Source organism: Salinisphaera sp. PC39 (assembly GCF_040361335.1).
GTDB lineage: Bacteria > Pseudomonadota > Gammaproteobacteria > Nevskiales > Salinisphaeraceae > APNM01.
On record NZ_APNM01000008.1, the window covers coordinates 142,002 to 156,062 of the forward strand.

12 protein-coding genes are annotated in these 14,061 nt (G+C 71.8%); 2 read left to right on the top strand and 10 right to left on the bottom strand.

Annotated features, from left to right (window positions below):
* The first annotated feature begins 43 nt into the window (after nucleotides 1–43).
* The gene (gene mfd / locus PC39_RS09660; protein WP_353253176.1) at nucleotides 44–3,496 is read left to right on the top strand and encodes a transcription-repair coupling factor; all 3,453 of its coding nucleotides are present in this window, start codon (nucleotides 44–46) and stop codon (nucleotides 3,494–3,496) included.
* Nucleotides 3,497–3,517: 21 nt separating this feature from the next.
* Here the strand turns inward: mfd and PC39_RS09665 are convergent, their stop codons facing one another.
* The 10 genes from PC39_RS09665 to cysM all read right to left on the bottom strand — a co-directional run bounded on the left by PC39_RS09665 (nucleotide 3,518) and on the right by cysM (nucleotide 11,342).
* On the bottom strand, nucleotides 3,518–3,904 hold the full coding sequence (locus tag PC39_RS09665; protein WP_353253177.1) for a hypothetical protein: 387 nt from the start codon (nucleotides 3,902–3,904) through the stop codon (nucleotides 3,518–3,520).
* A 70-nt stretch (nucleotides 3,905–3,974) separates the two neighbouring features.
* Nucleotides 3,975–4,715: an S-methyl-5'-thioinosine phosphorylase gene (locus PC39_RS09670; RefSeq protein WP_502950872.1), complete on the bottom strand. Its 741-nt coding sequence runs from the start codon at nucleotides 4,713–4,715 to the stop codon at nucleotides 3,975–3,977.
* Nucleotides 4,712–5,263 carry a hypoxanthine-guanine phosphoribosyltransferase gene (locus tag PC39_RS09675; RefSeq protein WP_353253178.1) on the bottom strand — a complete coding sequence of 184 codons (552 nt, stop codon included), beginning with the start codon at nucleotides 5,261–5,263 and terminating at the stop codon, nucleotides 4,712–4,714. Before PC39_RS09675 ends, PC39_RS09670 begins: the two co-directional genes overlap by 4 nt.
* The gene (locus tag PC39_RS09680) at nucleotides 5,256–6,422 is read right to left on the bottom strand and encodes a mechanosensitive ion channel family protein (protein WP_353253179.1); all 1,167 of its coding nucleotides are present in this window, start codon (nucleotides 6,420–6,422) and stop codon (nucleotides 5,256–5,258) included. The genes PC39_RS09675 and PC39_RS09680 overlap by 8 nt, the downstream gene beginning before the upstream one ends.
* 17 nt (nucleotides 6,423–6,439) lie before the next feature.
* Entirely contained in the window at nucleotides 6,440–7,468 is a 1,029-nt protein-coding gene (nagZ, locus tag PC39_RS09685) for a beta-N-acetylhexosaminidase (RefSeq protein WP_353253180.1), read from the bottom strand.
* The gene (locus tag PC39_RS09690) at nucleotides 7,465–7,962 is read right to left on the bottom strand and encodes a L,D-transpeptidase family protein (RefSeq protein ID WP_353253181.1); all 498 of its coding nucleotides are present in this window, start codon (nucleotides 7,960–7,962) and stop codon (nucleotides 7,465–7,467) included. Before PC39_RS09690 ends, nagZ begins: the two co-directional genes overlap by 4 nt.
* Nucleotides 7,952–8,431, bottom strand: a complete 480-nt coding sequence (locus PC39_RS09695; protein ID WP_353253182.1) for a CYTH domain-containing protein — start codon at nucleotides 8,429–8,431, stop codon at nucleotides 7,952–7,954. The genes PC39_RS09690 and PC39_RS09695 overlap by 11 nt, the downstream gene beginning before the upstream one ends.
* Before the next feature lie 31 nt (nucleotides 8,432–8,462).
* Nucleotides 8,463–9,788 carry a 23S rRNA (uracil(1939)-C(5))-methyltransferase RlmD gene (gene rlmD / locus PC39_RS09700; RefSeq protein WP_353253183.1) on the bottom strand — a complete coding sequence of 442 codons (1,326 nt, stop codon included), beginning with the start codon at nucleotides 9,786–9,788 and terminating at the stop codon, nucleotides 8,463–8,465.
* Entirely contained in the window at nucleotides 9,785–10,459 is a 675-nt protein-coding gene (locus PC39_RS09705; RefSeq protein WP_353253184.1) for a hypothetical protein, read from the bottom strand. The genes rlmD and PC39_RS09705 overlap by 4 nt, the downstream gene beginning before the upstream one ends.
* Nucleotides 10,452–11,342 carry a cysteine synthase CysM gene (gene cysM / locus PC39_RS09710; RefSeq protein WP_353253185.1) on the bottom strand — a complete coding sequence of 297 codons (891 nt, stop codon included), beginning with the start codon at nucleotides 11,340–11,342 and terminating at the stop codon, nucleotides 10,452–10,454. Before cysM ends, PC39_RS09705 begins: the two co-directional genes overlap by 8 nt.
* Nucleotides 11,343–11,411: 69 nt before the next feature.
* Between cysM and PC39_RS09715 the strand changes: the two genes are divergently transcribed.
* Nucleotides 11,412–14,057, top strand: a complete 2,646-nt coding sequence (locus PC39_RS09715) for a hybrid sensor histidine kinase/response regulator (protein ID WP_353253186.1) — start codon at nucleotides 11,412–11,414, stop codon at nucleotides 14,055–14,057.
* Nucleotides 14,058–14,061 lie beyond the last annotated feature (4 nt).

The following is a 14,061-nucleotide window of genomic DNA, read 5'->3' on the forward strand; positions in this document are numbered from 1 at the left end:
CCGATCACGGCGCAACGCGCCTATGCGATAATCCGCGGCCCTCATGGCCGATCGCGAGCACAATCCCCTGGATCCGCCCCGTCCCGCGCCCGGCGAGGGACAGGCTTGGTCCGGCCTGCCCGACGCCGCCGCGGCGCTGGGTCTGGCGCGCCTGGCGGCCGCGCGCGAACAGCCGGTGGTGGCGGTGGTCGCCGACGAGCACCGGGCCTACCGGCTCGAGGACGAGATCCGCTTCTTCACGGGGGACAGCGTCCCCGTCGAACACTTCCCGGACTGGGAAACCCTGCCCTACGACGTCTTCTCGCCGCACGCCGATATCGTCTCGGCGCGGCTGGCGGCCCTGCACACCCTGCCGCGCGGCGGCCGGCGACTGGTGATCGTGGCCGCAGACACCCTGCTGCAGCGGCTGCCGCCGACGTCCTACGTGGAAGGCCGCGCCCTGATCCTGCGGGTCGGCGAACGCCTGGACCCGGTGGCGATGCGCGAGCGGCTAGAGGCGGCCGGCTACGCCGCGGTCTCCGAAGTCCGGGCGCACGGCGAATTCGCGCTGCGCGGCTCGGTCCTGGATCTCTACCCCATGGGTACGGAGACGCCCTTCCGTCTGGATTTGTTCGACGACGAGATCGAGGCCATCCGGCGCTTCGACCCGGAGACCCAGCGCTCCACGGATCGCATCGAGCATGTCCGCATGCTGCCGGCACGGGAGTTCCCCCTCGACGAGGAAGGTATCAAGGGCTTCCGTCAGCGCTACCGCGCGCGCTTCAGCGGCGACCCCGCGGCCAGCCTGGTCTACCGCGAAGTCAGCCGCGGCGTTCCGCCGGGCGGTGTCGAGTACTACCTGCCCCTGTTCTTCGACGAGACGGCGGACTTCTTCGACTACCTGCCCGACGCCACCCTGATCGCCGAGATCGGAGACGTCCCGGCGGCCCTGGAACGCGCCTGGGCCGAGGTCGTCGACCGCTACGAGCAACGCGGGGTCGACCCCGAACGTCCCCTGCTCCCGCCCGAGGAAGCTTTCCGACCCGCCGCCGGGATCGCGGCCCATCTGCGCGACACCGCCGCCCTGCGTATCGCGGACACGGCGGCGGCCGGGGCCTCGTTCGCCGCCGAGCCCGTGCCGGCGCTGGGCGGCCCGGACGAGGCCGAGACCGGCCGCCGGTTGCTGGCCTTCCTGCAGTCCTTCCAGGGCCGCGTGCTCGTGGTGGGCGACTCCGCCGGCCGCCGGGAGACGCTGCGCGACTGGCTGCGCGGCCTGGGTCTGCGTCCGGAGCGGGTGGACGACTGGACCGCCTTCGTCGAGGGCGAGGCGCGCCTCGCGGTCACGGCGGCACCGCTGGAGGCCGGCTGCCTGCTGCCGGAAGCCGGCCTCGCGATCGTCGCCGAGGCGCAGCTCACGGGGGACAAGCCACCGGTCCGGCGACGCCGCGCGGCGCGCGATCCCGAGGGCGCGATCCGCGACCTGGCCGACCTCGCCGAGGGCGCGCCGGTAGTGCACGCCGATCATGGCGTGGGCCGCTACCGCGGCCTCCAGAAGCTGGCCGCCGGCGGCCAGGAGGCCGAGTTCCTGACCCTGGAGTATGCCGGCGGCGACAAGCTCTACGTGCCGGTCTCCTCGCTGCACCTGGTGAGCCGGTTCACCGGCGCCGACGCCGAGACCGCGCCCTTGCACAAGCTGGGTGGCGACCGCTGGGAAAAGGCCAAGCGCCGCGCCGCGGAGCGCGCCCGCGACGTGGCCGCCGAGTTGCTCGACATCCAGGCCCGGCGCGAGGCCGAGAAGGGCGTGCGTTTCGAGATCGACGAGGCCGCCTACCGACGCTTCTGCGACGGCTTCCCCTTCACCGAGACACCGGACCAGGCCCGGGCCATCGAGCAGGTGCTGGCCGATCTCGCCGTGACCCGGCCGATGGACCGCGTCGTCTGCGGCGACGTCGGTTTCGGCAAGACCGAGGTGGCCCTGCGCTCGGCTTTCGTCGCCGCCGACAACGGCTACCAGGTCTGCGTGCTGGTGCCCACCACCCTGCTGGCGCAGCAGCATTACCAGACCTTCGCCGACCGCTTCGCGGACTGGCCGGTTCGCATCGGCTCGCTGTCGCGCCTGCGCGGCAAGAAGGAGCGCGACAAGCTGGCCGCGGACCTCGCCGAGGGCAAGATCGACATCGTGATCGGCACGCACCGGCTGCTGGGCGACGACATTCGCTTCAAGCGCCTGGGCCTGCTGATCGTGGACGAGGAGCACCGCTTCGGCGTGCGCCACAAGGAACGGATCAAGGCGATGCGCGCGCAGGTGGACCTGCTGACCCTGACCGCGACCCCGATCCCGCGCACCCTCAACATGAGCCTGGCGGGTCTGCGCGACCTGTCGATCATCGCCACGCCCCCCGAGCAGCGGCTGGCGATCCAGACCTTCGTGGCCCGCAGCGACGCCTCGCTGATCCGCGAGGCCTGCCGGCGCGAGCTCCGCCGCGGCGGCCAGATCTATTACCTGCACAACGAAGTGCGGGACATCCAGCGGGTCGCGCGCGAACTGGCGGAGATCGTGCCCGAGGCGAAGATCCGCATCGCCCACGGCCAGATGCGCGAGCGCGAGCTGGAACAGGTGATGCTCGACTTCTACCACCGGCGTTTCGACGTGCTGCTGTGCACCACCATCATCGAGTCGGGCATCGACGTACCCAGCGCCAACACCATGATCATCGACCGCGCGGACAAGTTCGGCCTGGCACAACTGCACCAACTGCGGGGTCGCGTGGGCCGCTCCCACCACCGCGCCTACGCCTACCTGCTCACGCCGCCGCCCGAGGCCCTGACGGCGGATGCCCGCAAGCGCCTGGACGCCATCGCCTCGCTGGGCGACCTGGGCGCCGGCTTCACCCTGGCCACCCACGACCTGGAGATCCGCGGCGCCGGCGAGCTACTGGGTGAGGAACAGAGCGGTCAGATCCAGGAGGTCGGCTTCGATCTCTACCAGCAGCTTCTGGCGCGCTGCGTGGCCGCCTACAAGCGCGGCGAGGTGCCGGACCCCGATGCCGACGCCGCGCGCGGCACCGAGGTGGACCTGAGCGCCTCCACCCTGTTGCCCGAGGACTACATCCCGGACGTGCACATGCGTCTGGTGCTGTACAAGCGCATCAGCGCGGCGCGCGACAGCGACGCCCTGCGCGAGTTGAAGGTGGAGCTGATCGACCGCTTCGGCCTGCTGCCGGAGCCGGCCGAGAACCTGTTCGCCGCGGCCGCGATCAAGCTACGGGCCACACCGCTGGGCATCGCCAAGATCGAGGCCGGCCCGGACGGCGGCCGGTTGCACTTCGGCCGCGACGCCGCGATCGACCCGGCGACCCTGATCGCCCTGGTCCAGAGCGATCCGCGCGCCTACCGTCTGGAAGGCGACCGCCGCCTGACCTTCCACCGCGACATGCCCGACGTGGACAGTCGCCGGGACACCCTGGCGGAACTGCTGGCGCGGCTCGCCGGCGAACCCGCGGCCGCCGGCGCCTGAGTCGGCGCGCCCCGGCGGCGGCTAGCGGAAGCCGCCGCCCTGGAACCCGCCGCCCTGGCCGCCGCCTTCCTGGCCGGGCACGACCAGGCGCGAGGACTGCTCGCGGCGCATTTCCTGGAGCTCCTGGATGGCCCGCTCGGTGGCCTGTTGGGCGGCGTCGGCGAAGCCCTCGATCGCCGCCTCCAGCGAATCCGCCTCGATCTCGAACTGCAGCGGCAGCGTGCCGGCGGGGGTCATGAGGCTGGTCTGCCCCTCGTAGCGCACGCTGCGATCGGGATCGTCGGCCCCGTCCGGCGTCACCGGCACCAGGCGGCGGATGGCGCCGACCCGGCCGTCGGTGAAGGTGTCCTCGCGAACGAGCTGGGTGCGGTCGAACGTGAAATCGGGCAGGTTGCTGTCTTCGGCCATGACGCTTCTTCGGTTGCCGTAACGGGGCGCGTAAGGGTAACGCAAACCGGGGCCGGCGTGCCCCTCCCTCCTAAAGGTCGGGCAACACCGCGTCCAGTAGGCGGCCCAGGGTGGCCATGCCCTCGGCCAGGGTGCGCTCGATCTCGGCGTGGATCGCGCCCTCGCCGCGGCCCGCCGCGGCATTGACCACCACCGCGCAGCAAGCGTAGGCCAGCCCGGCCTCGCGTGCCAGAGCCGCCTCCGGCATCCCGGTCATGCCGACGATGTCGCAGCCGTCGCGGTCCATGCGGTCGATCTCCGCCGCCGTCTCCAGGCGCGGGCCCTGGGTCACGCCGTGCACCGCGCGGGTGACCGCATCCAGGTCGAGACCGCGGGCGGCGTTCACCAGCACGGCGCGCAGGTCCGGATCGTAGGGCTGGGTGAAATCCACGTGCGGCACCGGCCCCTCCTCGTCGGCGAAGCTGTGCGCCCGGCCCCAGGTGTAGTCGATGAGTTGGTCCGGGATCACCACCCGGCCCGGCCGCATCTCGGGGCCGATGCCGCCCACCGCGGATGCGGCGACGATCCGTTCCACGCCGGCATCCGCCAGCGCCCGGATGTTGGCGCGATAGTTGATGGCGTGCGGTGCCAGGCGGTGTTCGGGGCCGTGCCGGTGCAGGAAGACCACCTCGCGACCGGCCCAGCGGCCGCGCACCAGCGGACCGGAGGGCGTGCCGTAGGGCGTCGCCACCGGCGACTCGCGGCCGGCGTCCAGGCCGTGCGGCCCGCTCAGCGCGGTACCGCCGATGATTCCGACCGGCGCCGGCATCATTCCGCCAGCGCGTACACGCCGGGCAATTGCCGGAAGTAGCCGCGGTAGTCCATGCCGGCGCCGAACACGTAGCGGTCGGGGACCCGGCCCCCCAGGTAGTCCGGCTTGAGCGCAGGATCGCGGCGCTCGTGCTCTTTTTCGAGCAGGATCGCGGTGCGCACGGAGGCCGGTCCCTGGGCGCCGAGCGCCTCGATGATGGCCTCCAGGGTCGTGCCCTCGTCGAGGATGTCGTCGATGACCAGCACGTGGCGCCCCTCGATCGGGATGCCGGGACTGACCTTCCAGACCAGCTCGCCGCCGGCGGTCTCGCCGCGATAGCGGGTGGCGTGCAGGTAATCCAGCTCGAACGGGAAGGACAGGCGCCGGATGATCTCGGCGGTCGGCACCAGGCCGCCCAGCATGACGCACAGGATTATCGGGTCCCGGTCCGCCAGGTCGCGGCCGATGTGCTCGGCCATGGCGTCGTACATGGCCGCCAGGTCGTCGGCATCGTACAGGTGCTCCGCCCGTTCCAGCATCCGCAGGGCATCGTCGCGGCGATCAGTCATCGGCCTCGCTCCGTGGTTCGTTTCCGGTTCGTTCGTCGGCGGCGGTCCGCCGCCCCTCGTCGGGCGAATGCAGCTCCAGTCCGCCCGGCATGCGCAGGGTCGTGGTCGGGAACGCGACCTCGGCGCCGTGCGCCTCGATGATCTCGTGGCAGCGCATCAGCACCTTCTGCTTCACCTTGTGGAACTCGGCCCACTGCGTGGTCACGGTGTAGCAGTAGACGAAGAAATCCAGGGAGTGCGCCCCGAAGTTGTTGAAGTAGACCAGGATCACCTGGTTGCTGTCGATGTCCTCGTCGGCGTCGAGCATGGCATGGATGTCGGCCACGATCGGCGCCACCACCGCCGCGTCGTCGTAACGCAGGCCGATGGTCTCGGAGATCCGGCGGTGGGTCATCCGCGAGGGATTCTCCAGGGCGACCGTGGTGAACACGGCGTTGGGCACGTACAGCGGCCGCTTGTCGAAGCGGCGAACCGTGGTCGCCCGCCAACCGATGGCCTCGACCACGCCCTCGATATCCTGATCCGGGGAGCGGATCCAGTCGCCGACCGAGAACGGCCGGTTGAGATAGACCGTGAGACCGCCCAGGAAATTGGCGATCATGTCCTTGGCCGCGAAGCCCACGGCGAAACCGCCGATGCCGCCGAAGGCCAGGACCCCGGATATGGACACCCCCAGGCTCTGCAGGATGACCAGGCCCGCGGTGATCAGCACCGAGGCGTGCAACAGCTTGGCGACGGCATCCGCGGTGGTCTCGTCGATGGGCTCGCCACGCCGGATCGCCCGCTTGAGCACATTGGCCTCGACCTCATCGATCAGGCGCACCAGGAACCAGGCGAGCACCGCGACCACCGCGATGATCCGCACGTTCGGCAGGTATTCCGCGATCCAGGAACCGTCCGGCGGCTCGCCCAGCTCGGCGGCGACCGACAGCCCCACGATCCAGACCAGGGCCCGCAGCGGCCCGCTGAGGCTGTGATAGAGCGCGTCGTCCCAGACGCTCCGGCTTTTCTCGACCCGGTGCCCGAGATATTTGAACAGGAACCGCAGGCCCAGGTTGATGACGCCGACCGCCGTCACCACGACGAAAATGTCGACGACGTGCCCCCAATCCTGGCGCAGTTGCACGAAACGTGCGATCCATTCGCTGAGGCTTTCCAAGGGCTTGCGTCCTTTTCTTAAGGTTGGTTCGCACCGGCAGGCATGGCAGCGATACGGACCCGCGCCGCCTGCGCCTCCGCGGCGGGCACCCGCGCCCGGCGCCGCGCCAGCGCACGCCGGCGCCGGACCGAATCGGCATCGCCGATGGTCTCGCCCAGCGAATCCAGCAGCCGGACCGCCGCGTCGCGATTGTTGCAGACCGGCAGGATATCGCAACCGGCCTCCAGCGCCGCCGCGGCGCGGTCGGGGTAGTCGCCCGCCGCCGCCGCGCCGGCCATGCTCAGGTCGTCGCAGAACACGGCGCCGTCGAAACCCAGGTCGCCCCGCAGCCGTTCACCGATCCAGCGCCGGGACAGGCTCGCCGGCCGGTCGTCGACGGCGGGATACACGAGATGGGCCATCATCACCGACTCCAACCCGTCGGCGATCAGGTCGCGGAACGGTGCCAGATCCGACGCCAACTCGTCGGGGCCGCGTTCGTCCACGGGCAATTCCAGGTGCGAGTCCGGCGCGACCCCGCCGTGGCCGGGGAAATGCTTGCCGGTGGCGACCATGCCCCCAGCATTCAGGCCGCGCCGCAGGGCGCGCGCCAGCACGGTGACCGCCGCGGGATCGGCATGGAAGGCCCGATCCCCGATCACGGACGACACGCCCCGGTCCAGGTCCAGGACCGGGGCCAGGGGCATGTCCAGGCCGGCCGCGCCCAGTTCCGCCGCCATCACCAGGCCGCAGTCCCCGGCGGCGGTCCGGGCCGCCGCCGGATCGCGGTCGTACAGTTCCCCGAGCGCCCGCATCGGCGGCAACAACGTGAAGCCGTCCCGGAAACGCTGCACCCGGCCGCCCTCGTAATCGGCCGCGATCAGGAGTCCGGGGCGCGCCTCCCGTGCCTGTGCGCAGAGCGCGGCGAGCTGGGCGCGGTCGCGGTAGTTGCGGGTGAACAGGATCAGCCCCCCGACGGCCGGATGCGCCAGCATGTCGCGTTCCTCCGGCGTCAGCTCGGGGCCGGCGAGATCGATCATCAGGGGACCCGGCGCCGGCGCGTTCACGAGCCGTCCCCTTCGCGGATCAGGACCTTGGTGCCGACCGCGACGCGGTCGAACAGGTCGATCAGTTCATCGTTGTGCATGCGGATGCAGCCGATGGAGCCGGGCACGCCCATGGCGCTCTCGTCCGGGGCGCCGTGGATATAGATATAACGCCGCATGGTATCCACCGAACCCAGCCGGTTACGGCCGATCTCCTCGCCGCAGAGCCAGAGGATGCGGGTGAGGATCCAGTCCCGGCCCGGATGCGCCGCCGCCAGCGCCGGCGAGTAGATCTCGCCGGTGGGCCGCCGGCCGACGAATACCGTCCCGGGGGCGGCGCCGGCGCCGATCTTGGCGCGTATGCGGTGGGCGCCGCGCGGCGTGCAGTGGCTGCCGTTGCGCTCGCCGGCACCGTTGCGCGCGGTCGACACGGGGTGCGTGGCCAATATCCGCTCGGCGTCGTCGAGCAGCCACAGGCGCTGCGCGGCCAGGTCGATCTCGATCCTATGCGTCATCGTCCCATTCCCGGTACGGGCGTTCCGCCAGGGCCTGATTGTAGTAGCGCCGCTCGGCCGTGACCTCGCGGCCCAGCCAGGGCGGACGTTCGAATGCCTCGTCCGGATCCGACAACTCGATCTCGGCGACCACCAGGCCCGCGTTGGCGCCGTCGAACTCGTCGATCTCCCAGACATGGCCGCCGCGCCGGACCAAGTACCGGGTCTTGGAAAGCGGCGGATACACGCACAGCTCCGCGAGCATGGCCTCGGCATCGGCCAGCGGGACGGGATACTCGTATTCCGCGCGCGAAGCGCCGATGACGGCCGCCTTGATATTGAGCTCGGCCCGCTCGCCGTCCACCCGCACCCGTACCGAGGCCGGACCCGGACCGCAGAGATAACCCTGGCGCAGGACCCGGCCGGCATCGGCCTCCTCGCGCCAGCCATCGCCGCTCACCAGGAATTTGCGTTCGATCTCGACAGCCATGGCCCGGCCTCCCGTTCGGCTGCTCGCGGCGTCAGCGCTCGAACAGCGCCATTGCCTCGACGTGGGCGGTGTGCGGAAACATGTCGACCACGCCCGCGGCCCGCAGCCGGTAGCCGCGGCCGGCGAGCTCGGCCGCGTCGCGGGCGAGCGTGGCGGGATGACAGGAACAGTACACGATGCGCCGCGGCCCCTTGGCCGCGACCAGCGGCAGGATCTCGGCGGCACCGGCCCGGGGCGGATCGAGCAGCGCCAGGTCCACGTCGCCCGCGAGCCAGGCGGCATCGGCGGACGGCTGGAACAGGTCGGCGTCCCAGGCGGTCACGGCGTCGCCCAGGCCGTTCGCGCGAGCGTTCTCGCGCGCCCGGGCCACCAGGCCCGCCTCGCCCTCCACGGCGGTCACCCGCGCACCCCGCCGCGCCAGCGGCAGGCTGAAGTTGCCCAGGCCCGCGAACAGCTCCAGGACCCGCTCGCCCGGCGCCGGTTCGAGCAGGTCGATCGCCTGCGCGACCATGCGCGCGTTGACCTCGCCGTGGATCTGGACGAAATCCGTGGGCCGGAAGGCCAGCCGGACATCGAAGGCCGGCAGCGTATAGGTCAGTTCCGGTGTCTCCGGCAACAGCGGCGTCACCGTGTCCAAGCCGCCGGGCTGCAGGTGGAACCACAGCCCGGTCTCGCGGGAATACTCGGCCAACCGTTGCCGATCGGCCTCGTTGGGCTCGTCCAGGACCCGCAGGACCAGGGCGACGGCGTCGTCGCCGCCGGCGACCTCGATCTGGGGAACACGCTCGCGGATGGAGAGGCCGTCCAGCAGCCGCTGCAAGCCGGCGATCCGGCGCCCCACATCGGGGATCAGGACCTCGCAGCCCTCGAGGACCGCGATATAGGGCGCGCCGCGCTCGCGGAAACCCACCAGGGTCCCGCCCTTCTTGGGCACGTGCTTGACCCCCAGCCGGGCCCGCCGCCGGTAGCCCCAGCGCCGGCCGGTGACCGCCGGCAGCACGGACGCCGGAACCAGCCCGCCGATGCGTTCCAGGGCTTCCAGGAGCTGACGCTCCTTGAACGCGATCTGGGCGGCCGGGTCCAGATGCTGCAGCGCGCAGCCGCCGCAGACGCCGAAATGCGGGCAGCGCGGATCGACCCGCTCGGGCGATGCCGTCAGGACCTCCTCCAGCCGGCCTTCGTCGTGATGGCGCCGTCGGCGCGTGCGGAGATAGCGCACGCGCTCCCCCGGCAGCGTGTCCGCGACGAACACGGCCTTGCCGTCGGCGTCACGGCCCACCCCGCGGGCGTCGCTCGCCAGGTCCTCGACGGCGAGCTCGAACGGGCCCGCCGGCTGGTTGCGCCGCCGCCGGCTCACGCGGCCCGCCACTCGCCCAGGAAGGGCTCCCAGCAAGGTTCGCCACGGGCGGCCAGCGCTTCCCGGACCCGCGACTCCGCGGCTGCCCTCGCCCCCGCGTCGAGATCGCCGCGCAGTTGCCGATAGCGCAGATGCAGCAGATGGGTAGTCACCGCCGCGGTCGCGCAGGCGCCGTCGCCGGATGTCATCGGCGCCGGCAGGCCCAGCAGCCGCGCGGCGTCGCCGAGCGTCACCGGCACCGCGGACGCACCGGACAGAGTCGACGCCAGATCCAGGTACCCCGTCCCGTTCGTACCCGGCCAGAGCCCCGGCGCCGTCACCCCGTGCAGCAGACAGCGATAGCGCAGCGCGGCCACGGACACGCCGGAGGCATCCCAGGACACGATGCGGGCGCCCTCACCGGCACGGGACGCGAGCGCTTTGAGGAGATCCTCCTCCCCGCCTTCCGGCATCTCCAGGCGGAAACCGTCGCCGTCGGCCACCGCCATGGCGACGGCGGACACGCGGCACAGATGCGGCGGCAGGGTGTCGTGGCCGTCGGCCTGGAAGCGCAATTGCCCCAGGGCCCGCACCACGTCGGCGTCGTCGAGATCGCCGAAATCGTGCAGGCGGCGGGCGGCGGCCGTGTCGGGGACGGTGGCGATCGCCAGCGAGACGACGGATTCAGTCATAGACGCCGGTGGACAGGTAACGGTCGCCCCGGTCGCAGACGATCACCGCGATCACGGCGTTCTCCACCTCCCCGGCGAGTTGCAGCGCCGACCAGACCGCACCGCCCGAGGACGGCCCGGCGAAGATGCCCTCCTCGCGCGCCAGACGGCGCATGGTGTTCTCGGCGTCGGCCGCCTCCACGTCGATGACGCGGTCAACCCGCGCCGGCTCGAAGATGCGCGGCAGATAGGCTTCGGGCCAGCGCCGGATGCCCGGGATACGCGACTCGCCGGCCGGCTGTACGCCCACGATCTGGATATCCGGGTTGCGCTCCTTGAGGTAGCGCGACACGCCCATGATGGTGCCGGTGGTACCCATGGACGCCACGAAGTGGGTGATCTCGCCGCCGGTGTCGTGCCAGAGTTCGGGACCGGTCCCCTCGTAGTGGGCGCGCGGATTGTCGGGGTTGGCGAACTGGTCCAGCAGATAGCCCTCGCCACGGCGGGACATCGACTCGGCGAGGTCGCGCGCCCCCTCCATGCCCTCGGATTCGGAGACCGAAATGATCTCGGCGCCGTAGGCCCGCATCGCCGCGCGCCGTTCCTCGCTCATGTTCTCGGGCATGATCAGACGCATGCGGTAGCCCTGCATCGCGGCGACCATCGCCAGCGCGATGCCGGTGTTGCCGCTGGTGGCCTCCACCAGGGTATCGCCGGGCCGGATGTCGCCGCGCTCGGCGGCCCGCTTGATCATGCTGTAGGCCGGGCGGTCCTTGACCGAACCCGCGGGATTGTCGCCCTCCAGCTTGGCGAGCACGGTGTTGCCGCGATCGTCGCCGGCCAAGCGCTGCAGGCGCACCAGCGGCGTGCCGCCGACGCAGTCTTCGAGCGTGATGGTCTTCATGCGGGCGATTCTAACAGCCGCCGGCACGCGGGGCGTGAGCACAGCCCCCGATTGCCTTACCATGCCGGGATGACACGCTGGCGCCCGGGCACGCGCCTGACCCTGATCGTACTCGGGTCCGCGCTCGCCCTATCCCTGGCTACCGGTCTCGCACTGGTCCATAACGACGTGCGGGAACTGCAGCGCACCCAGCGCACCCTGGCCGAGGGCCTGGTGCGGCAAGTGGCGCGCGCGGGGCATCTCGCGCTGCTCGCCGACAACCGCGCCGAACTCAACGAGATCGCGCGCTCGGTCCTGGAGACCGACCCGATACTCGGCAGCGCCGAGATCCGGGATGCCGGCGACATCCTGGCGGCACGCGCCGAGCGCGGCACGCGCCAGCCGCCGGCGAGCGTACAGTGGGCCGCCGCCTTCGGCCGCGCCGTCGCCCGGCTGCCGGGCCTGGAGCCGATCCCGCCGCGGCGCTTCCGCGCCCAGATACCGCCCGCCGGCGAAGGCAGCCTGCTGGACCCGTTCGGCACGCCGCGGCCGGATATCGGCGAGGCGGCGCTGACTCTGTCCGAGCCGGAACTGCAACGACAGATCGCGGGCGTGGTCCATCGCGCGGCCGCGGTAGCGGTCATCCTGTTCGCGATCCTGGCCGCCGGCGGATACGGTGTCGGCTGGTTCTCCGCGCGCCCCCTGTCGCGCCTTGGGCAGCGGGTGCGCGACCTCGCGGGCCAGACGCCCGACGCCGGCGACGGCTTCGCCGATATCGAGAACCAGCTCACCGCGATCGGCGAACGGCTGACCCAGAGCGAACACCAGGTGCGCGAGTATAGCGAGGCACTGCGCGGGCGCGAGCGCGAGCTGGCGCTGGCGCGCGACCACGCCCGCAACGCCGCGCGGATGCGCGCCGATCTCGTCGCCGGCATGAGCCACGAGCTGCGCGCGCCCCTTACCGCGATCCTGGGCCATACCAGCCTGCTGGAGCGATCCGGCCTGAACGGCGAACAGCGGGAGTACGTCGCCACCGTGCGCAAGTCGGCGCGCAACCTGCTGGGGATCATCGACGACGTGCTGGCCTGGAGCGGCCTGGAATCGGGCCGTGCCAGCCTCGACGAAGTGGGCTTCAACCTCATCGAGACGGTCGAGGACACGCTCAACCTACTCGCGCCGCTGGCCTTCGAAAAGGACCTGGAGCTGGTGCACCTGATCTACCGCGACGTGCCGGTACATCTGCGCGGCGACCCGCTGCGCTTCCAGCAGATCCTGACCAACCTGGTGTCGAACGCGATCAAGTTCACCGACCGCGGCGGGGTCACCGTCCGGCTGATGCTCGAAAGCGAGGACGACGAGCGCTGCACCCTGCGGGTGAGCGTTGCCGACACCGGGCGCGGCATCGACGCCCGCGACATGGACCGCCTGTTCGACATGTACGAACGGCTGCGCAGCGGCGCGGCGGAAGCCGGCAGCGGCCTGGGGCTGGCCATCAGCAAACGCCTGCTGGAGATGATGGGCGGCGACATCACGGTCGACAGCGAGCCCGGCCGCGGCTCCGATTTCCAATTCGTGCTGCCCCTCAGGAAGGCGCCGCACCGCGATCAACGCTGGATGCCCTGGACCGGGCTGCAGGGCAAACGCGCCTGGCTCGCGGACGAGGACGCCACCGCCCGCATCGCCCTCGCCCATCACCTCGGCTTCTGGGGCATGGACGTGACCGAGCTGGACGGACACGCCGCGCTACCGGACAAGCTGGCGGCCAGCCCGGACACCGCGCGGCCGGACGTCGTGCTCGTGGGCCTGCGGGCGGCCGACCTGACCGGGCGGGAACGCCTGTCGGCGGCGATCGCCGCCTGCCGGGAAGCCGGGCTGCCGGTGCTGGCCCTGGTGACCTCGATCGACCGCGACGTGCTGTCGGCCCTGGAGGGACTCGGCGCCAATATGGCGTTGCCCAAATCCAGCAACCGCTTGCGGCTGTATCGCAGCCTGTGCGATCTCAGCGGCGTGCCCGCACCCGACGCCGCCCCCTCCCACGAGCGGCCGCTGGAGAACGTGCCGGCGCTGGTGGCGGACAACAGCGAGGCCGCGCGGCGCTACCTGGCGGCCCTGTTGAGCGGCCTGGGGGCCGGTGTCGCCCAGGCCGCCGACGGCAATGAGGCGGTGGCGGCGTGGCGCAAGGCGAACTTCCCCCTTGTGATCGTCGACTCGGAGATGCCCGGACTCGACGGCGCCGGCGCCATCCGCCGGATCCGAGAGTTGGCCGCGGCCGGACGCCAGCCGGTGATCGTGGCCATGACCGCGGACGCCGATCCCGAGCGCCGGCGCGCCCTGTTGGCGGCCGGCGCCGACGAATCGCTGGTGAAACCCTTCGACGAATCCGGGCTCTGGCGGGCGGTCCAACCGCACATGCCCCAGCTCGCCTACGTGCCGGAACCCAGCGGCGGCGGCGGGCGCGCCGCCCATCTGGCCTCCGACCCCGAACTCTCGGCCCTGCTGGCCCAGGAACTGCCTCGCCAGACCGAGGCCGTGGCCGACGCGTTGCGCGCCGGCGACGGCGAGCGCGCCGCGGCCGAGATCCACACGTTGCACGGCACCGCGGCCTTCTACGGTCTGGAGGCGATACGCGCGGCGGCCGCGACGGTCGAGACGCGCATCCAGGCGGGTGAGACGCCCGCCGAGGTGGACCTGGGCGACGTGGAGGCCGCGGTACGCGACGCGCTGGCGGCGCTGTGACGGG